Consider the following 25,429-nt stretch of genomic DNA (forward strand, 5'->3'; position numbering starts at 1 on the left):
ACACCATAAAGGAGCTGTTGATAATGTCATTTCGTTTAACAGATCAAAAAATCGTTCCACATTTATGGTACGACAAGGAGGCCAAAGAGGCAGCAGAGTTGTATGCTTCCTTGTTCCCGGACTCGAAGATTAACAATGTAACCACTTTGCATAACACACCATCTGGGGATAGCCACTTGGTCTCTTTTGACATATGGGGCCAAAAGTTCATGGCGATCAGCGCAGGACCTTATTTTAAAATTAATCCTTCTGTATCTTTCATGGTTAATTTCGACCTATCTCGAGACAAAGATGCGAGAGAAAGAATCGATGAGGTTTGGAACAAATTATCTGATGGCGGCACAGCATTAATGCCGCTGGATAAGTATCCGTTCAGTGAAAGGTTTGGCTGGATCCAGGACAAGTATGGTTTGACGTGGCAGTTATTTCTTATTAACTCAGAAAGTGAAGTTCGGCCCGCGATCATACCCTCGCTATTGTTTGTCGGTGATATATGCGGAAAAACGGAGGAGGCGATTCATTTTTACTTATCCGTATTTAAGAATTCAAAGCAGGGCCTTACTACACGCTACCCAAAAGGCATGGAACCTGACAAAGAAGGGACGATCATGTTCGCTGATTTCATGCTTGAGAATCAATGGTTTGTCGCAATGGAAAGTGCGCACGAGCATAGATTTAGTTTCAATGAGGCAGTTTCATTCATGGTGTATTGCGACAACCAAGCTGAAATTGATTATTATTGGGACAAGCTATCGGCAGTTCCTGAAGCCGAGCAATGCGGCTGGCTGAAAGATAAGTATGGTGTGTCCTGGCAAATCGTGCCGAGAGAGATGGATGAGATGATGAGCAAGGGTACACCAGAGCAAATTGCTTCCGTAACAAAAGCATTTCTCAGTATGAAGAAATTTGATCTTGTAGAATTGCAAAATGCATACAAAATATAATATAAGTATAGCGGCGGCGAATTGTGGTTCTGGACAACCATAGTTTACCTCCAGACGTAAATCCACAACCATAAGGGTTGTGGATTTTTGCTATGTGTAATAAGCGGATGGTTTTTTGCTGAAATCGACTTTAATCGTGACTTCTTGACTACGAGGAATATTATGGTATTGTTAAGTAGACAGACAGTCGGTCGGTAGTTTGAGGAGGTATATCAGTGAGAGTTGTAAAAGACGCCGAAGAAAGAAGAAATGAGATACTCGATGTGGCTGATGAGCTTTTCAGTCAGAAGGGGTTTGACGGAACGAGTACAAACGATATTCTCGAAAAGGTCGGCATTGCGCGTGGGACCTTATATCATCACTTCAAGTCGAAGGAGTATATTATGGACGCCCTAATTGATCGGTATAGCATCCGTCTATTAGATGCAGCGCAGGAAAATGCGGCGGATAAGAGGGTGCCCATAGTCGAGCGCATTATTCGCGTGGTAATGTCCATGAATATTAGCGGCAAAAGCAGTAAGGAAATTATGGAGCATATCCATAAGCCGCAAAATGCACTTATGCATCAGAAAATCGAGAAGGTCATTATCCGCGGTCTTACTCCAATACTGACTGGAATTATCCGCGAGGGTATTGAGCAGGGACTGTTCCATACACCCTATCCGTATGAATGCATGGAAATGGTTGTTATTTATGCGAACACTATTTTTGATGGCGATAAGGTTGATATGACGGATGAAGAGAGAGTCTCTCGTATGCTGGCCTTTATCTTCAATTTAGAAAGGTTACTGGGTGTCGAAAGCGGCGGCCTCATGCCTATCATGGAGATCTTTGGCAGCAGCAGAGGGAAGCCATGAATAATGCTTCGAACTCATTCCGAAAATTTATCCTATTGTGGTCGGGGCAGTTTTGCTCAGCGATAGGAAGCGGGCTTACTTCATTTGGCCTAGGGGTTTATGTTTTTGAGCAAACAGGGAAGGCGTCGGCTATGGCGCTGGTCACTTTACTTGCATTTATGCCTTCGCTTCTACTAAGTGCCTTGGCAGGTGTGCTTGCTGACAGGTATGATCGGAGACTTCTCATGATACTGGGCGATAGTCTCTCTGCCACGGGACTTATATATATTTTGATTTGCATGCTTTTTGGCGAAGTACAGCTGTGGCAGATTTGTGTGGGTGTAACTATAAGCTCTGTGTTTTCATCACTGCTTGATCCTGCGTACAAAGCTACCATTACGGATTTGCTTACCGAAGAGCAGTATACAAAGGCAAGTGGTCTAGTTCAGGTCGCTGGTTCTGCCAAATATCTGATTTCACCGATAATTGCCGGAGCTCTGCTCTCCTTTTCAGATATAAAGCTGCTATTAATCATCGATATTTGTACCTTGTTTGTTACCGTATTATCTACGCTGGCTGTACGAAAAGGTTTAAGCTCGAAGAAATTAGAAGAGGCAACATCTTTCATTGCTGAATTCAAGGAAGGCTGGGGCGCCGTTTCTAAAAATAGAGGTGTATTGGTGCTTGTGATTATGATGTCGGCCATTTTATTTTTCATCGGCTTTATTGAGACGCTTTCGGTGCCGATGATCCTTGCTTTTACGAATAGCACCACTGTATTGGGAACGGTTGAAACGATTGCCGCCTCAGGAATGTTAGTTACAAGTGTCATTATGGGTATTCTTCCTATCAAAAAAGGCTATGTGAAAATGCTCTCGGCTTCCCTGTTTTGTGCTGGAATATTTATGGCACTATTCGGGCTGCGTGAAAATATTGTAATGATTAGCGTTTCGGGTTTTCTGTTTTTTGCTATGCTTCCATTTGCAAACACGAGCCTGGATTTTCTCATCCGCACAAATGTTGAAAATTCTGTTCAAGGGAGAGCCTGGGGGCTTATTGGGGTCATTTCACAATTAGGCTTTGTAGCTGCATATGCTTGTTCGGGCGTACTTGCGGATTACGTGTTCACTCCTTTGTTAGCCGAAGGCGACGGCTTGCTTAGCAGCAGTATAGGGCAAATCATCGGAATAGGGAGCGGCAGAGGGACAGGATTTCTTATTATTACTGCCGGACTTCTTCTATGTACATTTTCGGTCATTCTATATCAAATAAAATCGGTGAAACAGCTAGAGAACAGGGGTGCCGTATGTATTACCGAATAATTCGCAATGACATATTAAAGAGCAAAGCTGTTACGCTGACAACCATGCTATTTGTTGCTGCCGCAGCAATGCTTGTTTCACTAGCGGCGATTCTTGCGGTTAATCTTACCGGGGCGCTGGATAACCTGATGACAGCGGCAAAAACACCTCATTTTATGCAGATGCATTCGGGTGAGCTTGAAATGGCGAGGCTCAAGGCATTTGCGGAGGAAAACAGCCATGTCGATGAATTTCAGGTCGTTGAGTTTCTGAACTTAGACGGATCGCAGATTAGGTTTAGCGGCAGCTCGCTCGCCAATAGCATTCAGGACAACGGCTTCAGCGTCCAAAGCAAATCATTCGATTATCTGCTCGATCTAAACGGCAGCATCATTAACCCGTCTGATGGCGAGCTTTTTGTCCCGATAAGCTATATGAAGGACGGCACTACTTGGGTTGGTGACAGGGCTATCATTGGTGGGAAGGAATTTACTGTTGCGGGATTTTTACGGGATTCGCAGATGAATGCTGCACTGTCCTCCTCCAAGCGGTTTCTTGTCAGTCCAAACGATTACGCAGACATTAAGAGCCTTGGAAGTATGGAGTACCTCATTGAATTTCGATTAAAGGATATGACGGAGCTCGGCGCATTCGAAACGGCGTATGCATCAGCTGGGTTAGAAGCGAACGGACCAACGGTTACCTATCCACTATTCAAAATGCTTAACGCACTTTCTGATGGAATGATGATTGGAGTTATTCTGCTTATAAGCGTGCTTGTCGTGATCATTTCATTCTTGTGCATACGCTTTACGCTTCTTGCAAAAATCGAGGATGATTATCGTGAAATTGGCGTTATGAAGGCTGTAGGTCTGCGTGATTTTGATATTAAGAAAATCTATTTGGCAAAGTATGCGGTCATTGCGGCGACAGGAGGCATTCTCGGTTTCACGCTTTCTTTCGTTTTCAAAGGGATACTTTTAGAAAATATCCGGCTTTATATGGGGGACAGTGAGCATACAACATTAGCCTCATTGTTCGGAATCATCGGAATGCTGCTTGTATGCATTGCCATAATGGCCTATGTTACCGGCGTGCTGCGGCGCTTTCGGACAATATCTGCCGCTGAAGCGATCCGTTTTGGGGCTTCACAAGAAAACAACACAGGCGCAAAGCGATTTACTTTGAGCGGGAATCGGCTGTTTAGTACGAATATATTTCTCGGAATCAAAGATGTTCTAGCAAGAAAAAAGCTTTATGCCACCATGCTTGCAGTACTTGTCATTTCGTCATTTATCATGATCGTTCCGCAGAACCTGTACAATACGATTTCCTCGAATGGCTTCATCAAATATATGGGGATTGGCAGCAGTGATATGCGCATCGATATTCAGCAGACTGACCATATAGCTGATAAAGCGGCTGAAACGATACATACGATGGGCACAGACAGTGCCATTACCGCCTATGCCGCGCTTACAACCAAAACGTTTAAAGTGAAAATGGCTGATGGCTCAGAGGAAAGGATGAAAGTTGAGCTTGGTGATCATTCTATATTCCCGGTACAGTATTCCGCGGGCAGAGCGCCTGTCGAAGAGAATGAAATTGCACTTTCGGCATTAAACGCTAGTGAGCTGGGCAAAAAGACCGGTGCTACTGTTACGCTCATGGTGAAAGGGAAGAAGAAGAATCTCAAGGTAAGCGGCATTTATTCAGATATTACAAACGGTGGAAAAACAGCAAAGGCTGTTTTCTCTGACCAGTCAGCTCCTATTATGTGGTATGTCATTTATGCGGAACTGGCCGATCCAGCGCTTGCCGCCGGCAAAGTTGCGGAATATACAGACAAGTTCCATTATGCGAAGGTTTCGGACATTGATAAATATATAGCGCAGACATATGGATCGACCATAAGCTCTGTTCAAAAAGGATCGTATACAGCTATTGCAATCGCCCTGATCATAGCGTTTCTGGTTACCTTGCTGTTTATGAACATGCTAGTGATGAAGGACAAATATTCTATATCCGTCATGAAAGCCTTCGGGTATACCAGCTCGGATATTCAGAAGCAATATATATCGCGATCGGTATTCGTTTTTGTAATAGGCATTCTTCTCGGTACGCTGCTGGCTAACACGCTTGGAGAAATGCTTGCGGGTGCGGTGTTGTCCTCGTTCGGAGCGACAACATTTCATTTTTCGGTCGATTCGCTCTCTGCGTATTTGCTTAGTCCACTGATGTTGATGGGCTCAGTGCTTATAGCAACAATAATCGGCACATCGCGTGCAGGACATATTACAATTTCCGAAAATATAAAGGAGTAGTAGCCCTATGAAGCAGATGATTATCGGCGAGCGTATTGTGAAATCTTTTGGCCAAGGCGATGAAAAGCGCAATGTACTGGACGGCGTATCTATTGAAATCAATGAAGGAGAGTTCGTATCGGTTATGGGTCCCTCGGGCTCGGGAAAATCAACGCTGATGTATGTGCTCAGTGGAACGGACGGAGTGGATGCTGGAAAGGTACTCGTTGACGGCAAGGATTTGTCGAAGATCAGAGAAAATGAGCTTTCAGACTTACGCAGAACAACCATGGGGTTTATATTCCAGCAGCCGACGATGTTGAAAAACTTGAATATTCTCGACAACATCCTACTTCCGTCCATGAGGGACAACAGAAGAAATGTCTTGAAATTGACAGAAAAAGCTAGATCGCTAATGAAAAGGGTAGACATCGCAGAGCTTGAAAAGCGCGACATAACGCAGGTGTCGGGTGGTCAGCTTCAGCGTGCGGGAATATGCCGCGCTCTTATGAATAACCCGAAAATTATTTTTGGAGACGAGCCAACAGGCGCACTTAACTCAATATCCGCACAGGAGATTATGGACCTGCTATCCGAGATTAATGCAGAGGGCACTGCTGTTATGCTAGTTACCCACGACAACAAGGTGGCTGCGCAAACGGAGCGAATTCTATTCATGCATGATGGAGTAATCGTCGATGAATTGAGACTTCCGAAGTATAAAGGGAATGATATGGATGACAGGGTAGAGCTGGTAGCAATGAAAATGAGAGAAATAGGCATATGATTTGCATATAAGGACGAGTCGTGTAGATTAAACAGATTGACTTGTAAAGAAATTGCTCAATTAGGACTCGTTAAAAGAAGGAATTGGTATTTTTAGAAAGAGGCAAGATTTATACTAGCGGGACTACCTAGATACGAAAACCCATTTCACTTTGGATATAAAGTATATCGATGTGGAACTTCAAGAGTATTATTCGAATAACGCTGAACAAATTCGGAATTCTGAAATCTATATTTTCCCAAGTTTTCTAACTGAACCGATAATTGATTTAGTTAACTCCCTTGAATCCCTACTTCCCGAATGTGTTCCTGCTGATGATCATAAAATTGTCGTGCAGTTTGATATGGATTCTTAACCAGCATTACATAATTGGAGGATAGAAAGAAAAAGTGAATCGATCATTGAATTATTAAATTTCCACCCTCGCAAGTATGATCCTATAAATATTTTTTTACAACTCTTGTAATTTCCTCAAAGGATAAACGCGAGCATCCCTTTTTTGTCCAATTCGCAATTTGTATTCATTTCTAAAGAACAGTTACCGATATTAAAAGATATGTTACAATTATTTCAAAAAAATTCCATTCGAAGAGGGTGTTTGTTCTTGCGTATTACTAATTCTAGTCCTAGCGTTTATCACTTTAAGCAACGCAACAATCTATCAACTAACAATGAGTTATTTAAATCAACGCTTCTCGTACAGACAGTTGAACAGAAAGAAGACGATGAGAAGAAGGACAAATCAGTAGAAAAAAAGGGTAAATTGGTTACAGCTAGGGAGGGAGCTTATACAAGGCAGTATCTTGTGACTTCAAACGGAACAAAGGTTCTATTAAGTGAAACAAAACTAGTTGAGGACGAAGCGACAAGTACAGAAAATTATTCACGGTTAATTTCCAACTCTAATAAGAATCAGTATATTGATGATGGGATGAGTGTTAATTCAAAGGAAATAGTAAATCTGTTAAATCAGCAAGCTGGTAAGTTGGATCAACCTAAGCTAGATTAGAAGGTAATTTTAATTAAAAATGTATTGTAATTCCAAATTAGGATATGTATACTCTAGTTGTGCTAGAATACAAATTTTAAGGAGGAATAGAACTATGTTTAAAAAGATTTTGTTATCAGCTGTAATAGCATCGTCAATAGCTACAGGCGCTGCTGCCGTTGGGCCCCTGTCAACTCCTGTTCATGCTGCCGCAACAGTAATAACTTTACCAACTCATTATTCTTGGTATAGTCTTCCTTATTCACCAGGTTACTCGTACGTGTATGATAATACATGGATTGAGATTACCTCTACTGGAAAGGTAAGAACGTTTTTTTCTACAACGGTTCCAGTTAAAATTTATAACGCCTCCGGTACATTGGTATATGATTACATCATCAAAGTAGGTAATGGTTAATAATAAAATTGTTTAATAAAAATAAAGGGCACTTCTTAGTTTTTCTGGGGGTGTTCTTTTTTGTGTCGTGCATATACGTCAAAACACATTTCGTGGAGTGGAGTGTGGAAATGTCTCTTTCATAAATCGAAACTATGCGATCGCTTTATCTTCAATGAACTTTACAAGCCGTAGTTATGGTCAATTACTTGTTCTCTAATATATCTACTCTCTCCTGCAATCCTTCAACAACTTCCTTCGGTATTTCCTTGACCTTGATATCTCTCCCTAAGAAAAGCAGCCAATTTGTTATTTCGGCCACTTCATCTGGATGCTGAACATGGATGAACGCCTTTAAAATAGCCGTAGTTTGATAAGGATTCGTGTATGAAATTGAAATTTTTAAAGGATGGTACTTTTTGAACTGGGCAATCGCCTTGGGACCAAGTTCGAGGATTAGGTTGATGGCTTCTCCTTGCTTGCTTAGTTTTTCTACAATTTTTTTCTTGCTTATTCTTTTTTTCTCGGGGTATGGTTTGACATCGGCGAGATTATCGACAGGAATAATCCGTCTCTTCTCCTCCTCTAGATCAAAGCCTTCAATTTGCCAAGAGCTTTTTTCACGATATAAACGCATGAGATAGATAGGATAGGATTTTAATTCCCTTCCTTCTTCGACGAACACCACTAAGTAGCAGTCTTTAAGTAGGAGCTGGATGAGTTGTTCTAACATAGGGTGGGGCAGATCTGATAGGTCAAGCAGGTCGGGATTGTGAGGGTTGGTACCTTCGAAGAGCAAGATTTGATTCAACAGAACAAGATCATCCTGCTGGTTTTGAGAGATGAGTCCGAGCAATTTTTCCGCTAAAGAGTGGCGGCTCTTGAGATAAGGGAGTTGCAAATTTCTTGTGGCCATAAAGGCGATAAAAAGCGCTTTAATCTCATTATCGGTAAAGCGAACAGTGGGCAGGACGGAGTTGTTCATCACAAAATAGCCCCCGTCCCTCCCGACTTCGGCGACTAGAGGCATTCCCATCGCTTCAATTTCCCTGATATCTCGAATAGCTGTCGAACGGGAGATGTTAAACTCATGCATAATTTCCGAAATGGTAAAATGGGCGCGGTTGTTGATGTACCGCATCATGATATTAATCCGTTCTACTTTTTTCATTAGGCCCTCTAAACAGTATCATATTTTGACATGGTTTATCGTTATTATAAACCTATCAAGTGGAAAAACAAATGACTTGATTCATTTAAAAAGGAGTGTGGATAATGGCAGCATACAACCTTTAAAGAAAAAGTCAGCTTCATTGTATGACGCAATAAACAAGATCAAAGGAGGAATTGAAATGAGCACACTTACCGGGATAGGGCAATTAATGCGATATGGCGGCAATGTCGACTAAGTGACCGATATTGGATTCCTGTTATATATCACGGGTACTCTCGGGATTTGGGAATTGCTTGGCTTCGCCTCCTGGGCGCTGCGTCCGACAAGCCGCAAACTCTAATGGGGCATGCTAGTAACGCTAGCCCATTCGTCACTCCAATAGACTTTTACTACCTAAGGCACTATTATTAGGTAAGATATTTATTAAACCATTTAAAAAAGGGAGCTAAAATATAATGGCAACGTATACCTTTGAGGAAAAAGACAGCTTTATCGTTCTTGGTATTGGAACGGAACTGAAGAGCGATTACACGGATTATGCCGGCATAAATAAGGAGAAGGAAAATTTCTGGCGGTCAGTGGAGCAGGATGGAAGGCTGGACACGTTAAAGGCAATCGCTGCGAACGACTATATTTTTGCCGTAAACGAAGCGGTAAATCACAAGATGATGTATTATGCTGGCGTGATGACAGATTCATTGGTGCCGGAAGAACACAGAGTGATTCAATTCCCTAAGGGGCAATATCTCGTCGTTAAAGGCGAGGGGAAGTCGGCTGATGAGTTGAGTAGTATGCTTACTGGCATTGCCTTCGGTCAAGCCTTGCCAGCAGCCGATCGTTACGCCTATGTTGGCGGGCCCAATGCAACGGTTGAGATGGGGCGGCGAGACAGCCTTGTATATGGGGAAATGTGGATTCCAGTTGTAGAGAAGTAAACGAAATTAGTAGGAGGAATGTACAATGTCCACTATCGTTGATTTTAAAAATGTATCAACCGTTGGTCTGGAAACTTCGCCGATAGCAGAAGCACTAGCTGGTTTGCGGGCGAATGAGGCCCGGTACTTCATGAACAAATACAAGCATGAATTTACAACCGTACCAGCCGACAAAAGCCAGGAGACGCTGGATTATGTGAATCGAGTTTTGAAAGACGAACGCGGTATTGTGTTTGCGGCCAAACCACTGGAAACATCACATTTTCAAGTAGAAAATATTAAATGGGCCTTCGTCTTTTATGAGGACGGTCTAGCGGTCAATGTCCTGTATACAGTGGATAATCCTAAGAAGCGGGCCGTAGGGTTTAAGCTATCTGAGGGGATGGAAGTGCCTAAGGAGCTAGAAGAGAAGAACTTCAAATTTGCAAGACAGAAGTCCAAACTAGCTGGGACCATTCGAGGCTCGTTCTTCGTCATTAAAGGAGAGTATTGAGGCCATCAAGCCATCGAGACAAAGAATTGCATTGCATGAAGCTCAAGTTAATAAAAACAAATGGCGGCCATTGGGTCGCCATTTGTTTTGACCGCTAGACCTGTTAGGGGTAGCAAACAATATATAACGGCGTCCTCGTTAAAATTTATCCATATTTGCATGTGTAAAGTTGTACGCCCCCAATTTTAAAACACTTGTTTTTCATGCTACAGTCATTAGTTAAAAAAGGAATTATTTGCGAAAACGTTATCGCACTTATTTTCGCAAAATCGCAGCTTTTTTTGAAGCAGTATGTTGCATATAATTTGTCATAAACAGAGAAATATAGAGAGATGAGAATGAGTATATCAATGTGAAGAAACTTAATAAAAGATATTTACACAATAAAATCATAATTCATGTTAGTTAAAATGACATAAAATCAATGGTTTTTGATCATATATAAATAGGATCTCTCTTGAGATAACATCATTATGTCATGTATCTAAAATGGAAACGCTTAATTTTTTTTAATTTTCAAAAATAACTATTGAAATCTGAATGAGCATGTACTAATATGAAATTAGAAATTGCGTAAACGGTTTAGCAACTTAATATAAAGGTTAAGCGAATATCGTTTATGGTGAAATGATTAAAAATGAGAAAACGTTATGACAAGGAATGTTTAAAGGATTGGAGGTAGCTATGACCGGCAAGGAAATTACAATAAAAGACGTAGCCAAGCAAGCAAACGTATCTGTAGCTACGGTATCCCGAGTGATGAATGGACGGGATCGTGTAAGCGATGCGACGCGAAAGAAAATACTGAAGATTATTGAAGAGCTGAACTTTGTGCCCAACACAATGGCTGCCTCTATGGTTAACAAAAAGACAAATATGCTGTCGGTCGTTGTTCCAGAGATTCAGAATCCCTTCTACACAGCAGTAATTGGAGGCATGGTAGAAGTAGCCAAGAAAGCAGGCTTCTTCACGCTTGTTGTCTCTACAAATGAGGATGAGGCAGAAGAGGCGGAGTTTTTTGAAAGCTTTCTCGGAAAAAACGTAGACGGCATTATCTTGATTGGCACGCACAAGGATGCAGACTTTTATCGGAATATTCGCAAGCCAACCATCCTCGTGGATCGCTATATTAATGATTGTGGACATGATGGCGTCTTGATCGATAATTATCGCGGGGCATATGAGGCGACCAAACATTTCGTGGAATATGGCCATGTACGAATTGCCATTATAGATGGGGCACATGATTTTAATGACGGTAAGGATCGTTATTGGGGCTATCATCAGGCTATGTATGAAAGTGGATTGACACCCGATCCTAAGCTTCATAAGCAAGGGAGCTGGCTCGAAGAGGATGGCTATCGATTTACAGTTGAGCTTATGCAATCTGAACAGCCGCCGACCGCCATTTTTGCAGCCAACAATGTCATCTGCACGGGGGCGATCAAGGCGCTGCGGGATTTGAATCTCCATATCGGAGAGGATATTTCATTGATAGGATTCGATGAGAATGAGCTTGCTCAGTTTGTTCAGCCTAGAGTAACGGTAGTTAGCAGACCTACAAGAGAAATGGGGATTCAAGCGGCTGAAATGCTCATCCAAAAAATCAAAGAAGCACCTAAGGGGCAGACGAAGCTGAAAAAAATGATTTTGGATGTTGAATTGATGAAATTCGGCTCGGTAAAGAAGCTGAATTAGTCATACGGGAGGATAACTATGGCGAAGATCTTGGTAGTTGGCAGCATGAATATGGATATTGTCACAAAGGTTGATCGACATCCTGTTCCTGGCGAAACCATACAAGGCAACGCAACCAACTTTTATATTGGGGGCAAGGGCGCTAATCAGGCGGTGGCCGCCTCGCGCTCCGGGGCATTCGTAGCGATGGCCGGGGCACTAGGAACAGATTCCTTCGGAATCGATATAAGCGAGCGATTAGCGGAAGATCGAATTGACCTTGGCTTGGTTATTAAGAAGCCGGTGATGACCGGCATCGCATTGATTGCGATAGATCAAGCAGGCGAGAATAACATCATTTTATCTGCCGGCGCTAATGAGGCTTATGATGAAGCTGATGTGGATAAACTAGAGCTAGCGGGATACGACATCATTTTATTGCAAAATGAAATTTCTAGCGCTGCGAATACGCTAGTTCTGGACCGGGCAGCCGAGGCAAACATTCCGGTATTTATGAACCCGGCACCGATCGCCGGCTTTGACCCCGATCAGCTAAGGAAGGTCACCTTCTTGATACTAAATGAGCTGGAAGCCGAAGAGCTGAGTGGTATTAAGATTGATGGGATCAGCGAGGCTCGGCAAGCGGCGAAGCAAATGATTGAAGCGGGTATTCCTCATCTTATTATTACATTGGGCAGCAAGGGTTCACTCTATATGGACCAAGCCGGAATGCATGTTGAAATGCCTGCATTCCCAGTAGCTGTCGTGGATACGACAGCTGCCGGAGATACCTTCATCGGAGCTTTCGCTGCCAAATATGCAGCGGGAGAAGAGATCAAGAAAAGCTTGTATTATGCGACAGCAGCTTCGGCAATCGCCGTATCAGCTGCTGGTGCACAAAGCTCTATTCCGACAGAAGAACAGGTAAGCGCATTTCTGGCAAGTGTATCATTTTAGAGCGATAAAACTCACAATTTCAAATCATATACGGGATTTCTTTCTTGAAAGGAATCCCTATAGCTCAAGACTTTGACTCATTAACGCTTAGTCTTGTTAAAGTTACCTAAAAACTTCAGCTAGTCAAGATGAAGAGGAGGTCGAATGATGAGGCATCCGGTTCTGAGAATGGAAGGAATCAGCAAGGAATTTCCGGGAGTAAAGGCGCTGTCCGATGTCAGCTTTGAGCTGTATCCAGGTGAGGTTCATGCACTCATGGGGGAGAACGGAGCGGGAAAATCTACGCTGATGAAGATTTTATCTGGCGTCTATTCAGCGACACAGGGAAAGATCAAGCTGAAGGGCAAGGAAGTGACCTTCGGCAACCCGCTGGATGCTCAGCGGCAAGGAGTATCGATTATTCATCAGGAATTTAATTTATTCTCCAATTTGTCAGCAGCGGAAAATATATTTATCGATCGGCCGGAAATGGTAGGTAAGCTCGGACGAATTAAGTGGTCAAAGATGTTTGACGAGGCGCAGCGTCTGGTTGATTCCATTGGAGGAGGTGAAATCGATGTCCGCAAGGAGGTTCGCCATCTTGGCGTTCATAGCCAGCAAGTCATCGAAATTGCGAAAGCGCTTTCCTTTCAAGCTGACGTGTTGATTATGGATGAGCCATCGGCCGCTTTGCCCGAAAACGAAGTGAAGAAGATGTTCGAGGTTGTCAACCGATTGCGGGCTCAGGGCGTAGCTATTGTGTATGTCTCTCACCGCATGAAGGAAATTTTCGAAATTGCGGACAAGGTGACGGTTCTGCGGGATGGAATCAAGATTAATACCCGAAGCATCGATGAGGTAACTGAACAGAGCCTCATTCAAATGATGGTTGGCAAAGAGGTCAATCAGCTGTATCCGGTACGTAAGCAAGAGCATGGGGAAAAGGTCGTGCTGCAGGTGAATCAAATGTCGCTTGATTCCACTCATCACATCTCCTTCGAGCTCCGCAGGGGAGAAATTCTAGGTTTGTTCGGTGTTCCGGGCTCAGGTTCACATACCATTGCAGAGCGTCTCTTCGGGTTAAAACGTGGAACGGGTGAAATTATAATCAATGGCACTGCAGTTAAAATTAATAGCCCTAGCGAAGCCAAAGCCAAGCGAATTGCTTATGTTCCCCCAGATCGTCATCGTCAGGGCATCATTAAACCAATGTCGATTCGGCAAAATTTGTCGCTTCCTATACTGCCCCAGCTATCCAAGGGTATCGTCATGGATCGTGCTCGAATCCAGCAGATGAGCGGCGAATATATGGAGAAGCTGCGGATTAAAGCGCCCAGCGATCAGCAAAGCGTAGATTTTCTGAGCGGAGGCAATCAGCAGAAGGTCGTCATTGGCAAATGGCTTGCAGCCAAACCGGAAATTCTCATTCTGGAAGAGCCGACACGAGGCGTCGATGTTGGGGCTAAGGCAGAGATCTACAATATAATTCATCAACTGGCGGAGGAAGGGTTGAGCATCTTGCTGATTTCTTCCGAAATGCCGGAGGTAATAGGGCTGAGTGATCGCATCTTGGTGCTGTATAAGGGTGAGGTCGTGCATGAATTCGCACATGGGGAAGCTGATCAGGAGCAATTGCTGCAGCGAGCTTCACATCCCCGCCTAGAAGGAGGCACTATATGAAACGTCTTTTGAATGTACATGAAGCGCCTATCATTGTATTTACGATTCTTGTCATTCTATTGTTTTCAATTATTTCGCCCGATTTTCTTCAATTCGATAATATACGGCTGATTTTGGATCAGAACATCTCCATGTTTATTGTAGCGATAGGAATGACCATGGTTATCCTTTTGGGAGGGATGGATTTATCGGTAGGCTCTGTTCTAGCAGTGACAGCAACCTCTGTCGGGCTGTTTCTCAGTCATGGTATCCATCCGTGGCTTGCAGCGTTAATGGGGATAGTCATCGGAGTCTTGTGCGGGATGGTCAATGGTTATTTTATTGCAGTGAGGAAGATTCCCGATATCATTGTTACTTTAGCCACCATGTATATATTCAGAGGAATTGCGGTTGGCATCAGTGGAGGAACCTGGATGACCAACTTTCCGGAAGGCTTTCGCTACTTCGGACAAGGTACACTGCTTGGCATTTCCTTTCCCTTGTTAATAGCGGTTCTTCTTATAGCGATCTTCATCTACTTGCTCAAATTCACTCGGGTGGGCAGAAGGATCTACGCGATCGGAGGAAATGGTTCCGCCGCCAAGCTTGCGGGTATCAGCGTAGCCAAGTCGAAATTTAAGGTGTACGTGTTAACAGGCTTGCTTGTTGGGGTGGCATCGGTTATTTTTGCCTCCAAGGTAGGCAGCGTACAGGCATCAACAGCAGGAAACAGCTTAGCATTTGAAGTGATGGCAGCCGTTCTGATCGGCGGCGGAAGCATATTCGGCGGTATCGGTACTGTAGCAGGAACGATGCTGGGCGTCCTCTTTATGGGCATTATTAAAAACGGACTGATTATCTCTAAGGTGTCTCCGTTCTGGGTAGATGCTACAACCGGTTTTCTGATTATTCTGGCAATTGTTATTAATACACTGCAGCGCAGCCGTCAAAACAAAGGCAAAGAGGGTGATTTGATATGAGTGCATGGACAAGCCAGTTCTCGCTCAAGTCAAATAAATTGGTGGTTCAGTTGGTTTTGCTGTTTTTCATTCTCGTTCTGTTCAGTATTTTGTCTCCCTACTTTCTGTCTGTTACTAACTTTATGAATGTGCTGAATCAGATGGTTGAGGTCGGCCTGATCGCGATTCCTATGACCATGATTATTATATCCGGTGCCATGGATCTGTCGGTAGGTTCGATTCTAGCGTTCTCCGCCGTTTGTATGGGAGTTGCATTTGAGCGTGGCATCAATATTTGGGTCAGTATGGGGATCGGCTTGCTGGCAGGAGTATTATGCGGAGCGGTTAACGGCTATTTGATTGCGAGGCACCGGATGCAGGCGATTGTCGTCACCATCGGGATGCTGGTCATGCTTCGAGGTCTAGTGTACGTCATTAATGAAGGCAGGCCGATCAGCGGATTTCCCGATTCTTTTTACTTTTTAGGCCAACAGTATATTGGGGGAGTTCCATTCAACGCGATATTCCTCGTGGTGATGTTTCTGATAGCCAGCTTCATCATGAAGAAAACAAGATTCAGCACCTATGTGTATGGGATTGGGAATAAAGAAGAAGTCGTTCACTATTCGGGCATTTCAGTAGTACGCATACGATTTATACTCTTTATGCTTAGCGGTTTATTTTCGGCTTTGGCGGGTGTATTCCTGATGTCTCGTCTAGCAAGCGCAGAGGCGACATCGGGTACAAATATAGAGCTTGATGTTATCACAGCTACTCTGATAGGAGGCACGCATATTTTTGGGGGAAGGGGGAGTCTTGCAGGGACATTTGTTGGGCTGCTGATCATTGTGTTTTTACGTAATGGCTTGAATTTGCTCGGCGTATCAGTGCTTTACCAGGCGGTTATCCTAGGCGCGCTGCTTCTGCTCGCTGTAGGAAATAAAAAATTCAATGGAGTGTGAAACCCATGAAAAAACTAGCTTTGGCGTTACTAACGGGTGTATTGTCTTTGAATTTGGTAGCTTGCGGAAATACGAGCAATAATGCCGGAGGAGATACCAATGAGGGAGCTTCCCCATCGGGCAAAAGAACGTACTTCATGAATCCAAAGTCGATCGGACCAGCCTACTGGGCAGCAGCAGAGAAAGGAGCCAAGAAAGCGGAGAAGGATTTGAACGTAGAGGTTCTGTTCAATGCTCCGACAGAAGCGGATTCCGCCAAGCAAATTAATATGATTCAAGATATGTTGACACGCAAAGTGAGCGGAATCGGCGTATCGCCTAACGATGCAAAAGCTGTAGGACCAGTCTTCAAGAAGGCAGCGAGTCAAGATGTCAAGATCGTTACGTGGGATAGTGATGCTCCAGAGACGGATCGTCAATATTATGTAGCACCAGGGACAGATCAAGAGGTCGGAGAGCTGCTGGCCAAAACGATTGGTGAAGAAATTGGCGGCAAAGGACAAGTAGCGTTCATGGTAGCCGGACTGGGCTCTCAAAATCAGATTGCCAAATCTAATGCGGCAAAAGCTTATTTTGCGGCTAACTATCCAGAGGTGAAGGTCGTTACGACCGTTGCCAGCGATGATGATCAACAGAAGGCGTATGCCAATGCGCAAAACCTAATCAAGACGTACCCTGATTTAAAAGGGATTATCGGATTCGCAGGCGGTGAACCGACAGCAGCGGCAGAGGTTGTAGAACAAGCTGTGAAGGCAGGCACCTTGGAGAAAAACCAAATTGCCATAACGGGTATTGCCGTACCAAGCTTAGTGAAAAATTACATCAAAAACGGCACCATCAAAACAGATATTATTTGGGATCCAGGTAAGTTAGCCTATGTGACGGTCTATATTTTGGATCAATTGGCGCAGGGCAAAGAGATTACGGACGGCATGGAAATTCCGTCAGTAGGCACGATTAAGGTCGATGGACAAAATGTATTTATCGGAACGCTGGAAGTTACCAAAGAAAATGTAGACAGCTTTGATTTCTAATTATCCCCTTGCTAGGAGGCAGTTTAGATGGAACATAAAGTGCTCATCGAAGATTTGACGGAGAAGGCCTTTGCGCCCTATGGCAAATTGATTGATTTGCCTGCTATAGACCCTTCCAAAGCCGGAGACGGATGGGATTGTTGGAGCTATATTCAAATGCTGGACGTATCAGAACCGATCGGATTCGGCCTAGTGGTCACGAAGCGGCGTGAATTTGTCGTGACGGCGATGGAGAGGCATGTCAGTCGTGAAGAACTGCTGCTTACCTTTGACCGTGAGATAGTACAGCCCGTAGCAAAATGTATCGACATTGAAGACCCGGATGAGCATCCTGATTACTCTACTGTCAGGTGTTTTAGGATAAAGCCTGGACAAGCCATTGTAATCAATCGCGGAGTCTGGCATAGCCCGGCCTACCCGGCCTCTGACGATGCCCGATATATGTTCGGAATTGAGAAGAAAAAGGATAAGTTTGGCGATGAAATGATTAATCCATGGGTTGATTTTGCCGGCGGACATACCGTTCGGTTCGAATAACAGAGCAGGCACTACTCCTGCCAAGAAGGAGCATAAGCGATGAACCAAGAACAGAAAGTCATGAACCAAGAACAGCAAGTGATGGAGTGGATTGAGAGCCACCAAGATGAAATTATTCAATTTTTGCAGCAGCTTATTCAAATTCCAAGCGTGAATCCCTGGTTCTTCGATGAGCCAGCCCCATCCAAAGAAAAAGAGCTTCAAGAGTTTCTTGCCGGCAAGCTGGAAGGTCTAGGTGCGGATATCGAAATGTGGGAGCCAGTTGCCGATGAATTGAAGCAATACGAAGGCATGGCGGGTTATTATCCGGGGAGAGATTTTTCAGGCCGGCCTAATCTGGCAGCTACGTTCGGCCAAGGAACTCAAGGAAAGTCCCTGCTCTTGTTCGGTCACATTGACGTTGTTATGGCAGGCACGAAATGGACGGTCGATCCGTTCGAGGGCAAGATTATCGATGGAAAAATGTACGGCCGAGGCACTGTCGATATGAAGGGTGGCGTAGCGGCTATGATTATGGCTGTCGAGGCTATCCTGCGCAGCGGCTTTAAATTGAAAGGGCCAGTTGTGGTTGGAACCGTGGTAGATGAGGAAGCTGGAGGCATGGGGGCGCTTGATTTCATTCACCATGGCTACAGGGCAGATGCATGCATATTGACCGAGCCAACCTCGCTGACCATCGCCCCTCTATGCAGAGGGATTTTATGGGGCAAAATCAGGATTCAAGGCCGCAGTGGCCATATTGAAATGCCGCAAGCGGATCATAAGGATGGCGGTGCTGTAGATGCTATTAAAAAAGCGAGATATATTCTGGAACATTTGGATCGCTTAAATGAGGAGTGGGCAGTAAGCAAGACACATCCTTATTTATCTATTCCTTGCCAGGTGCATGTAGCTCAATTAAATGCGGGGGAGTATCCAACCTCTTTCGCGAATGAAGCGGAGATCGTATTTAATGCCCAGTACTTGCCGTCCGAACGCGATGAGAAGCTGGTAGGCGGCAATGTGAAGAAGGAATTGACCGACTTTCTACGGCAGGTGGCCGAATCAGATCCATGGCTAAGCGAGCATATGCCAGAAATCGTATGGATGGTTGATGCAGACTGTGCAGAGACCGATGTATCTGATCCTTTCGTTCAGACTTGTGTACAATCACTCAAGGCGATTGGAGAGGAAGGCAAAATTGAAGGACTCGGCTTCCATACCGATATGGGTTGGCCGGTGAACGTAGGCATTCCAACCGTCAACTTTGGTCCCGGCGACCCTAGTCTTGCCCATCACAGTGATGAGTTCACGCCTATAGATGAAGTGATTCAGGCTGTCAAGATGATTGCCAAAACGATTGTGGACTGGTGTGAAATTGAAGAGGCCTAAGGTTTGACAAAATGGCAGAAAAGCTGCGATATAAAAAAAACGGAGGTGCTTACCCAATGAAGATTTTATTTATTGGAGAATCTTGGATAGTGCATATGATTCATACGAAAGGTTATGACAGCTTTACTTCAACCAAATATGAGGAGGGAGCGACGTATTTGTTATCCTGTCTGCGTGAGCAGGGCATTGATGTCACCTACATGCCGGCGCATGAGGTACAGGTACGCTTTCCGCAATCATTGGAAGAGCTCAAAGCTTATGATGCGATTGTGCTTAGTGATGTAGGCGCGAATACATTCCTGCTGCAAAATTCTACTTTTTATCAAATGAAAATTATTCCGAATGCTCTTGAGCTAATTAAGCAATATGTTGCTGAAGGCGGCGGTCTCCTGATGGTTGGCGGTTACCTGACTTTTATGGGGATTGAGGGGAAAGCAAATTATAAAAATACGGTCTTGGCAGAGGTTCTGCCGGTTGTCATGACGAATTATGATGATCGCGTAGAAATGCCGAGCGGCTTCTCGCCTGTTGTCTCTAAGTCCCATCCCTTAGTGGATGATTTGGGAGAATGGCCAAGGCTTCTGGGCTATAATAAGCTGTCAGCCAAGTCGGACGCAGAAGAATTGCTTACCCATGAGGGGGATGCCATTCTGACAGTCGGAACTTATGGCAAAGGCAAGACGGCCGCTTTTGCAAGCGACTGCTCTCCGCACTGGGGTTCACTGGAATTCATGAATTGGGAGCATTATTCGGCCTTTTGGTCTAATCTCATGAAATATTTAAAATAAACGAAGCAATCATTTATCTGAATTAGTATAGAAATAGCGCCTGCTGGCTTCGTGCCAGCAGGCGCTATTTCTATGCTGCAAGCTGCTGCCTTAATTTTCTGATATGCACATAGTGTAAAAGTGAGTGGAGCATATCAAGATGCCTGCTAGTGTTGATATGATAAAAGTAAATCAAAAATAAACTTTGGTATTTGAAACGCTAGATTTTGTACTAAAAACTTTACCTGTGAGTGCTCCTGCTGAATAAAGCGATTGAGGCTACCTTACCGTCTATACCTCAGTCTGAAAAAACTGCGGTATCAGGATAGGACTCTCCACTCCTAGTTCTATCCAATGTAGCTTTTCACGTAAAGGCTGCCATCGAGTATAGGCTGGAAGCGGGGCTTAATAGAGATGGACCATCAAGGTCGATTGACCGTTCCTATAATGACAGCATCGGCAAACCATATAGCTGAGGCACAGGAGGAATGCGGAATAGCTGGTATATAATAATGTAGGTCCATCGGCGACCTTAATTGAACGAATGGGGTGTGACAAAGATTTATGGTATTTCGAGGAAAGTGTCCAGTCGGATCAAGAAGCTGTGCGAAGGGAATATACCGAAAAAATTGAAAATAGGGACAAGGTGAATAGTTATGATTTTGTGATTAATTTGCCGGTGGAAGGTAATAAAACACCAATAGGCTTGGCACAAATTTGGAGCTATATTGAACATAGAAGGAGTTGGGAGTTTGGCTTTGCAATTCTTCCTGAATTTAGAGGACAAGGGTTTGGCAGCGAAGCAGCTAACTTATTATTAAAATTTGCTTTTGACAAATTGGATGCTCATAAAGTCGTAGGAATGTGCAATTCAATGGATAAAAAATCGGCAGCATTGATGGAACGTATTGGTATGACCAAGGAAGCTGTTTTTAAGGAAGAACTTTATTGGCGGAATCAATGGACAGACCAGTATTATTATTCAATTTTGAAGAAGGAGTTTGCTTTAAGCTAACAGGACTATAACGCAGCGATAGATTCGATTTGTCATTAAATAGCTCAGTTTGTAGGCTTTATTCATTGTCTATAATATTGAGGCTTGTCCAGTCTAGACCACTCCTCGGAGTGGTTTTTTTTATTATTAAGGAAGAGCAGATTGCAAAGAACAGCGTTTTTAACAAAGGTGGTTTTCAAACGCACAGTTTACGTAGCAGTGGCAACACGCTATCTGGGAAACTACTTGTTTTGGTTTCGATTTTTATAACAACAAGCAGAATGGCTACATTATTATATCTAATGAACCAAAGAGCTTTTCTTCAATTATTCAAACTGATCAAGCAAATCAAGCAAATTGATGGTTATCATCTACTGGCATTTTTTACTGAGTATAGTGAAATCTAATATCGACCACGCTACTCAATGGTAAACAGGAATATCTTGTACAGAAGGAGATGTTTATATGACTGATTTTCGAATACCTAAATATGAAGTATTAGCACAACAAGAAGCGATTCACGAGATGCCTGCTGGTGTTCAGATGATAAAAGCAGAACAAGTCTGGCAAGAAAGCCGTAAAGGCGAGGATGTTGTTGTCGCGATTATCGACAGTGGATGTAATGTGCAGCATGTCGATCTGAGCAGCAATATTGTAGCAACTCGCAACTTCGTTGCTTCTGAAGGAGCGGATAGTGATGTTACTGACTTCAGCGGTCATGGCACACATGTTGCAGGTACGATCGCGGCTGTAGAGAATGGGAACGGTGTTATCGGTGTAGCGCCTAAAGTGAAGCTGCTGATCGCAAAAGTAATGCAGCGAATGAATACAGCTGAAGGCGTGCGATTCAGCGCGTCTAACGAGGATATCGTAAAAGCGATTCAATTCTGTATCAATTGGCGTGGCGGTCCAGACAATAGGCAGCGAGTTCGCGTCATTAATATGTCCCTAGGTAGTGAATTCGACGATCCAGCTCTGCATGATGCCGTGAAGGCTGCTGTTAATAACGATATCTTGGTCGTCTGCGCAGCAGGCAATGCAGGCGCTGGATCTGGTGCAGAACGAGACGAAGTCAGTTACCCCGGCGCTTACCCAGAGTCTGTATGCGTAGGAGCGATTAGTCTGAATGGCACTTTCCCTGGGTTCACCAATACCAATAATCAGGTGGATCTTGTTGCGCCTGGTGATGGCATCTGGTCGACTTATACTCAGCCTAAATATGCACAATTAGCAGGAACCTCAATGGCTTCCCCACATGTGGCTGGTGCTGCTGCTTTGCTCATTAATTTTCTTGAGACTAAATATAGAAGAAAATTCACAGAACCGGAAATCTATGCCCAGCTAATAAAACGAACCGTTTCACTCGCACAAGACCCGAGACTGGAAGGGTGTGGCCTATTGCAACTTAATCATCACGTCGTCGTATCTCCTGAATCTGTTAGTGTACGGAATCACGAGCCTGCGCTCTCGAGATAGTCTAGCGTAACAACAATGTAATACGACAGGTTTACAAAAACATGCGAATCATTTTATGGTTCGCATGTTTTTATTTTGCTCATGGAGTTATTGTTGTTCCTAACTCTCCTGAGCTTCAATAGAGTTATAGGTTTGGTATAGATTATAATAGAAGAAAGACTAACTACTGAGGAGGCGCCAGAGATTGATCTGATATGGAGAGGCTTTTAGATAAGCTTGCAAGTATGAGTAATGACTTTCAAGTGATAATCGAAAGAATAGATTAAGGGGAGGCAATGGAGTTGAAGCGAATCTTACCATTTCTGTTCGTATTGCTATTGATCACTGGATGTTCTGATAGCAGGCAACAAACTTCCGAAGAGGAGCAAGCTAATTCTACTATCAGCCAGAAGAATACTTCGAAGGATAAAGAACTACTGTCTACTAATCATCCAGAAGTGATTGCAGATCATCTTGAGGCTCCTTGGTCAATTACTAAATCGGGCAATATCTTTTATCTAACTGAAAGATCAGGCAACATAGTGAAGTTCGAGAATGGTAAAACGGAGCGTCAGCATGTTGAACTAAATAAAGAACTTGCGACAGCCTCGGAGGCAGGGCTATTAGGGCTTGTGCTAGCCCCTGACTTCACCAGTACGAATTTAGCTTATGCTTATTATACGTATGAAGACAATTCCGGACAATTTAACCGCATTGTAACCCTCCGTTTGGAAGGGGACATTTGGAGGGAGGAGCAATTGCTTCTCGATCGTATCCCCAGCGGTTCCTATCACCACGGGGGAAGGCTCAAGATTGGACCGGATGGCAAGCTTTATGCAACAGCAGGCGATGCATCTAAAGCCAGTTTGGCACAAGAATTGGATTCTTTAGGCGGTAAAATTTTAAGAATGAATCTAAATGGGGCGATACCTGACGATAATCCAATACCGGATTCCTATGTTTTTAGTTATGGACACCGAAATCCGCAAGGGTTGGCTTGGTCCTCTGACGGAACGCTTTATGCGAGCGAGCATGGCAACAGTGCAAATGATGAGATTAATGAAATACAAGCAGGTAGAAATTATGGATGGCCGCTGATTGAAGGATATATGGAACAAGAAGGAATGGGAGCGCCACTATTTACTTCTGGGGATGAAGCAACTTGGGCTCCATCTGGCATGGACTACTTTAATGGGAATTTATATGTTGCAGCATTAAGAGGATCCGCTGTATTGGTGTTTGATCTTGAAACACGCGAACAACGGAATCTCATAACCGGACTGGGCAGAATCCGGGATGTGCTAATTGAAGATAACTTCCTTTATTTCATTAGCAATAATACAGATGGTCGTGGAATTGCAGAGGAGAAGGGGGACAAACTTTATAAATTGTCACTTCCGGCATCAAATTAAAACAAGGCAAGTTTAATATAAGTAGCTTGGCTGAGAACCACCTATTGAACGATTAGGGTGGTTCTTTTTGTTTAAGATACAGCATCTTAAGCTGCCATATCCTTACGATTCTAGACAAACGCTTTTTTTTTCCCTTGTCCACATTTATACCTCACCAAAAAGATTCAATTGCATCTACTAAACTATATTAATAATAAGGAGGTTTTGAGGATGGGAATTAGAAGACCTAACGGTTATGACCCCGTTCAGATATTTAACTCTACTTCGTTTAATGCGTTTGGGAGAGTTGAATATGCATCTATCTTTTGCAGTGACGACAATTATGAGGTACAGCGTGATGAGACTTGGAGAGCCTCTAGCCGTGGAGTCTGTTTGGTGACTAGAATCACCGCAACGGTTAGAACGCCGAGTGGAAATATTCAAGCGGAACCTTATACTTCTTCCGGCACTTCATACAGCAAGTTTGCCATTATACAAGTCGGGGTAAATAAGTTTCAAGTGACGCGCGTTGTAAGTACCAGTAAACGCAGGTAAAATTCCAAGCGTGGCATTAGGGAGCAAGCATGACAAGACGACGGGCCAGATTTATGGCTAGTCGTCTTTTTTTCCTTTAATGTTTGTTGTACCATTTTATTCTGCGATACATCGTGGAATCTTTTAAGCGCCGAAAAGGGCGCAAGTCCGGTTGATAGTTGCCTTCGATAATCCAAATTCTACGTTTCCTGTCGATACCTATATCGAAGCCGACTTGTCGAAGCTTGGGGTAACGCTCTCCTAGTCTTTTGGCAGCCAATAGTGCGATCCGTTCCGCTTTGGCAAGCAAGCTCCGCTCTCCGATTCTGGCTAATTGAAGCGCCTCAAGCGCTGGAATGATACGGCTCGTCACATTTGTGACTAGATATCCTTGCGCCGCCACTTTTGCGTACGAGCCAGTCACGTTCCAACTGGATGAAGAACCTTTTTTTCGCTGAGCCATTATCCGAATGTCGAACGGCTTATGTTGAATTTGGGCAAGCTGCAGACGCCTTTGGACAATATATCCACCACTACGTTTTTTTTTGCGAAGCTCTTGGAATACCTTATCGGTGTCTCGCATGGTGACAGCATTCTTTTCGCTGCGAATACGAAAGGAATTCGCACTAATCCGTTTAATGAATAGGATATCCTTTCCGTAACTCCCGTCGCGAGGCTTCAGTACAACACTTTGATAATGAAGCAGCATCTTCGCTAAAGCGTTCTTGTTAAGCAACTGTGTTTCTGGCAGCTGTCTGGCGATAGAGGAACCCTTGCGGAGAATGCGATACTGCAACCATTTGTCTCTTTTGAATAACATTGGAATCACAGCCTTTTTCAATCTATTAAGGTAATTCTAAGTCAAATTAGCGATCGGCATAAGTGACTAATCGTCCATATTTATGAGCCGTAGCAGATAAAGAAGGCTGGAGAATGTATGAGTAAGAGCACGGTTTGTTTTTTGTATATCTTCCGCTCAATACTGATCAGAGAGT

Annotated in this window: 24 protein-coding genes; 22 read left to right on the plus strand and 2 right to left on the minus strand. The window is 43.8% G+C overall.

All coding sequences use genetic code 11. The features are described 5' to 3' along the window. The first annotated feature begins 23 nt into the window (after positions 1-23). The 7 genes from AC50YO_RS10840 to AC50YO_RS10870 all read left to right on the plus strand — a co-directional run bounded on the left by AC50YO_RS10840 (position 24) and on the right by AC50YO_RS10870 (position 7,577). Positions 24-944 carry a VOC family protein gene (locus AC50YO_RS10840; RefSeq protein ID WP_494846841.1) on the plus strand — a complete coding sequence of 307 codons (921 nt, stop codon included), beginning with the start codon at positions 24-26 and terminating at the stop codon, positions 942-944. A 215-nt stretch (positions 945-1,159) separates the two neighbouring features. Next, the gene (locus AC50YO_RS10845; RefSeq protein ID WP_494846842.1) at positions 1,160-1,801 is read left to right on the plus strand and encodes a TetR/AcrR family transcriptional regulator; all 642 of its coding nucleotides are present in this window, start codon (positions 1,160-1,162) and stop codon (positions 1,799-1,801) included. Then, positions 1,798-3,102 carry an MFS transporter gene (locus tag AC50YO_RS10850; RefSeq protein WP_494846843.1) on the plus strand — a complete coding sequence of 435 codons (1,305 nt, stop codon included), beginning with the start codon at positions 1,798-1,800 and terminating at the stop codon, positions 3,100-3,102. Before AC50YO_RS10845 ends, AC50YO_RS10850 begins: the two co-directional genes overlap by 4 nt. Then, positions 3,087-5,405 (plus strand): ABC transporter permease, encoded by a 2,319-nt coding sequence (locus AC50YO_RS10855; protein WP_494846844.1) that lies wholly within the window; start codon positions 3,087-3,089, stop codon positions 5,403-5,405. Before AC50YO_RS10850 ends, AC50YO_RS10855 begins: the two co-directional genes overlap by 16 nt. Before the next feature lie 7 nt (positions 5,406-5,412). After that, entirely contained in the window at positions 5,413-6,171 is a 759-nt protein-coding gene (locus tag AC50YO_RS10860) for an ABC transporter ATP-binding protein (RefSeq protein WP_494846845.1), read from the plus strand. Positions 6,172-6,775: 604 nt separating this feature from the next. Further along, complete coding sequence (locus AC50YO_RS10865) at positions 6,776-7,180, plus strand: hypothetical protein (protein WP_494846846.1); 405 nt, start codon at positions 6,776-6,778, stop codon at positions 7,178-7,180. A gap of 94 nt (positions 7,181-7,274) precedes the next feature. After that, positions 7,275-7,577 carry a hypothetical protein gene (locus AC50YO_RS10870; RefSeq protein ID WP_494846847.1) on the plus strand — a complete coding sequence of 101 codons (303 nt, stop codon included), beginning with the start codon at positions 7,275-7,277 and terminating at the stop codon, positions 7,575-7,577. A 184-nt stretch (positions 7,578-7,761) separates the two neighbouring features. Here AC50YO_RS10870 and AC50YO_RS10875 read toward each other — a convergent pair whose 3' ends face one another. Further along, positions 7,762-8,727 carry a helix-turn-helix transcriptional regulator gene (locus AC50YO_RS10875; protein WP_494846848.1) on the minus strand — a complete coding sequence of 322 codons (966 nt, stop codon included), beginning with the start codon at positions 8,725-8,727 and terminating at the stop codon, positions 7,762-7,764. A 458-nt stretch (positions 8,728-9,185) separates the two neighbouring features. Between AC50YO_RS10875 and AC50YO_RS10880 the strand changes: the two genes are divergently transcribed. The 15 genes from AC50YO_RS10880 (at position 9,186) to AC50YO_RS10950 (ending at position 24,455) form a co-directional block, all read left to right on the plus strand. Next, entirely contained in the window at positions 9,186-9,665 is a 480-nt protein-coding gene (locus AC50YO_RS10880) for a GyrI-like domain-containing protein (protein ID WP_494846849.1), read from the plus strand. Between the two features lie 25 nt (positions 9,666-9,690). Further along, positions 9,691-10,158, plus strand: a complete 468-nt coding sequence (locus tag AC50YO_RS10885; RefSeq protein ID WP_494846850.1) for a DUF8821 family protein — start codon at positions 9,691-9,693, stop codon at positions 10,156-10,158. A gap of 660 nt (positions 10,159-10,818) precedes the next feature. Continuing rightward, positions 10,819-11,856, plus strand: coding sequence for a LacI family DNA-binding transcriptional regulator (locus tag AC50YO_RS10890; protein WP_494846851.1), 1,038 nt, complete (start codon positions 10,819-10,821; stop codon positions 11,854-11,856). Between the two features lie 18 nt (positions 11,857-11,874). Beyond that, positions 11,875-12,792: a ribokinase gene (rbsK, locus tag AC50YO_RS10895; protein WP_494846852.1), complete on the plus strand. Its 918-nt coding sequence runs from the start codon at positions 11,875-11,877 to the stop codon at positions 12,790-12,792. A 147-nt stretch (positions 12,793-12,939) separates the two neighbouring features. Continuing rightward, entirely contained in the window at positions 12,940-14,451 is a 1,512-nt protein-coding gene (locus AC50YO_RS10900; protein ID WP_494846853.1) for a sugar ABC transporter ATP-binding protein, read from the plus strand. Next, entirely contained in the window at positions 14,448-15,410 is a 963-nt protein-coding gene (locus AC50YO_RS10905) for an ABC transporter permease (RefSeq protein WP_494846854.1), read from the plus strand. Before AC50YO_RS10900 ends, AC50YO_RS10905 begins: the two co-directional genes overlap by 4 nt. Further along, complete coding sequence (locus tag AC50YO_RS10910; protein WP_494846855.1) at positions 15,407-16,351, plus strand: ABC transporter permease; 945 nt, start codon at positions 15,407-15,409, stop codon at positions 16,349-16,351. The genes AC50YO_RS10905 and AC50YO_RS10910 overlap by 4 nt, the downstream gene beginning before the upstream one ends. Positions 16,352-16,356: 5 nt before the next feature. Continuing rightward, positions 16,357-17,385, plus strand: a complete 1,029-nt coding sequence (locus AC50YO_RS10915; protein WP_494846856.1) for an autoinducer 2 ABC transporter substrate-binding protein — start codon at positions 16,357-16,359, stop codon at positions 17,383-17,385. A gap of 27 nt (positions 17,386-17,412) precedes the next feature. Beyond that, positions 17,413-17,922 carry an ureidoglycolate lyase gene (locus AC50YO_RS10920; protein ID WP_494846857.1) on the plus strand — a complete coding sequence of 170 codons (510 nt, stop codon included), beginning with the start codon at positions 17,413-17,415 and terminating at the stop codon, positions 17,920-17,922. A gap of 39 nt (positions 17,923-17,961) precedes the next feature. Next, a complete protein-coding gene (locus AC50YO_RS10925; RefSeq protein WP_494846858.1) occupies positions 17,962-19,293 on the plus strand; it encodes an ArgE/DapE family deacylase in 1,332 nt (443 codons plus the stop codon). 56 nt (positions 19,294-19,349) lie between these two features. Then, entirely contained in the window at positions 19,350-20,081 is a 732-nt protein-coding gene (locus AC50YO_RS10930; protein WP_494846859.1) for a glutamine amidotransferase, read from the plus strand. A 523-nt stretch (positions 20,082-20,604) separates the two neighbouring features. After that, positions 20,605-21,075 carry a GNAT family N-acetyltransferase gene (locus tag AC50YO_RS10935; protein WP_494846860.1) on the plus strand — a complete coding sequence of 157 codons (471 nt, stop codon included), beginning with the start codon at positions 20,605-20,607 and terminating at the stop codon, positions 21,073-21,075. 444 nt (positions 21,076-21,519) lie between these two features. Further along, the gene (locus AC50YO_RS10940) at positions 21,520-22,530 is read left to right on the plus strand and encodes a S8 family peptidase (RefSeq protein ID WP_494846861.1); all 1,011 of its coding nucleotides are present in this window, start codon (positions 21,520-21,522) and stop codon (positions 22,528-22,530) included. Positions 22,531-22,811: 281 nt separating this feature from the next. Then, the gene (locus tag AC50YO_RS10945; protein ID WP_494846979.1) at positions 22,812-23,921 is read left to right on the plus strand and encodes a PQQ-dependent sugar dehydrogenase; all 1,110 of its coding nucleotides are present in this window, start codon (positions 22,812-22,814) and stop codon (positions 23,919-23,921) included. Between the two features lie 210 nt (positions 23,922-24,131). Further along, positions 24,132-24,455 carry a hypothetical protein gene (locus AC50YO_RS10950; RefSeq protein WP_494846862.1) on the plus strand — a complete coding sequence of 108 codons (324 nt, stop codon included), beginning with the start codon at positions 24,132-24,134 and terminating at the stop codon, positions 24,453-24,455. A gap of 76 nt (positions 24,456-24,531) precedes the next feature. On the opposite strand, the gene AC50YO_RS10955 is transcribed toward AC50YO_RS10950, so the two are convergent. Then, positions 24,532-25,254: a YheC/YheD family protein gene (locus tag AC50YO_RS10955; RefSeq protein WP_494846863.1), complete on the minus strand. Its 723-nt coding sequence runs from the start codon at positions 25,252-25,254 to the stop codon at positions 24,532-24,534. Positions 25,255-25,429 lie beyond the last annotated feature (175 nt).

It is taken from the genome of Paenibacillus sp. J22P59 (assembly GCF_059383895.1).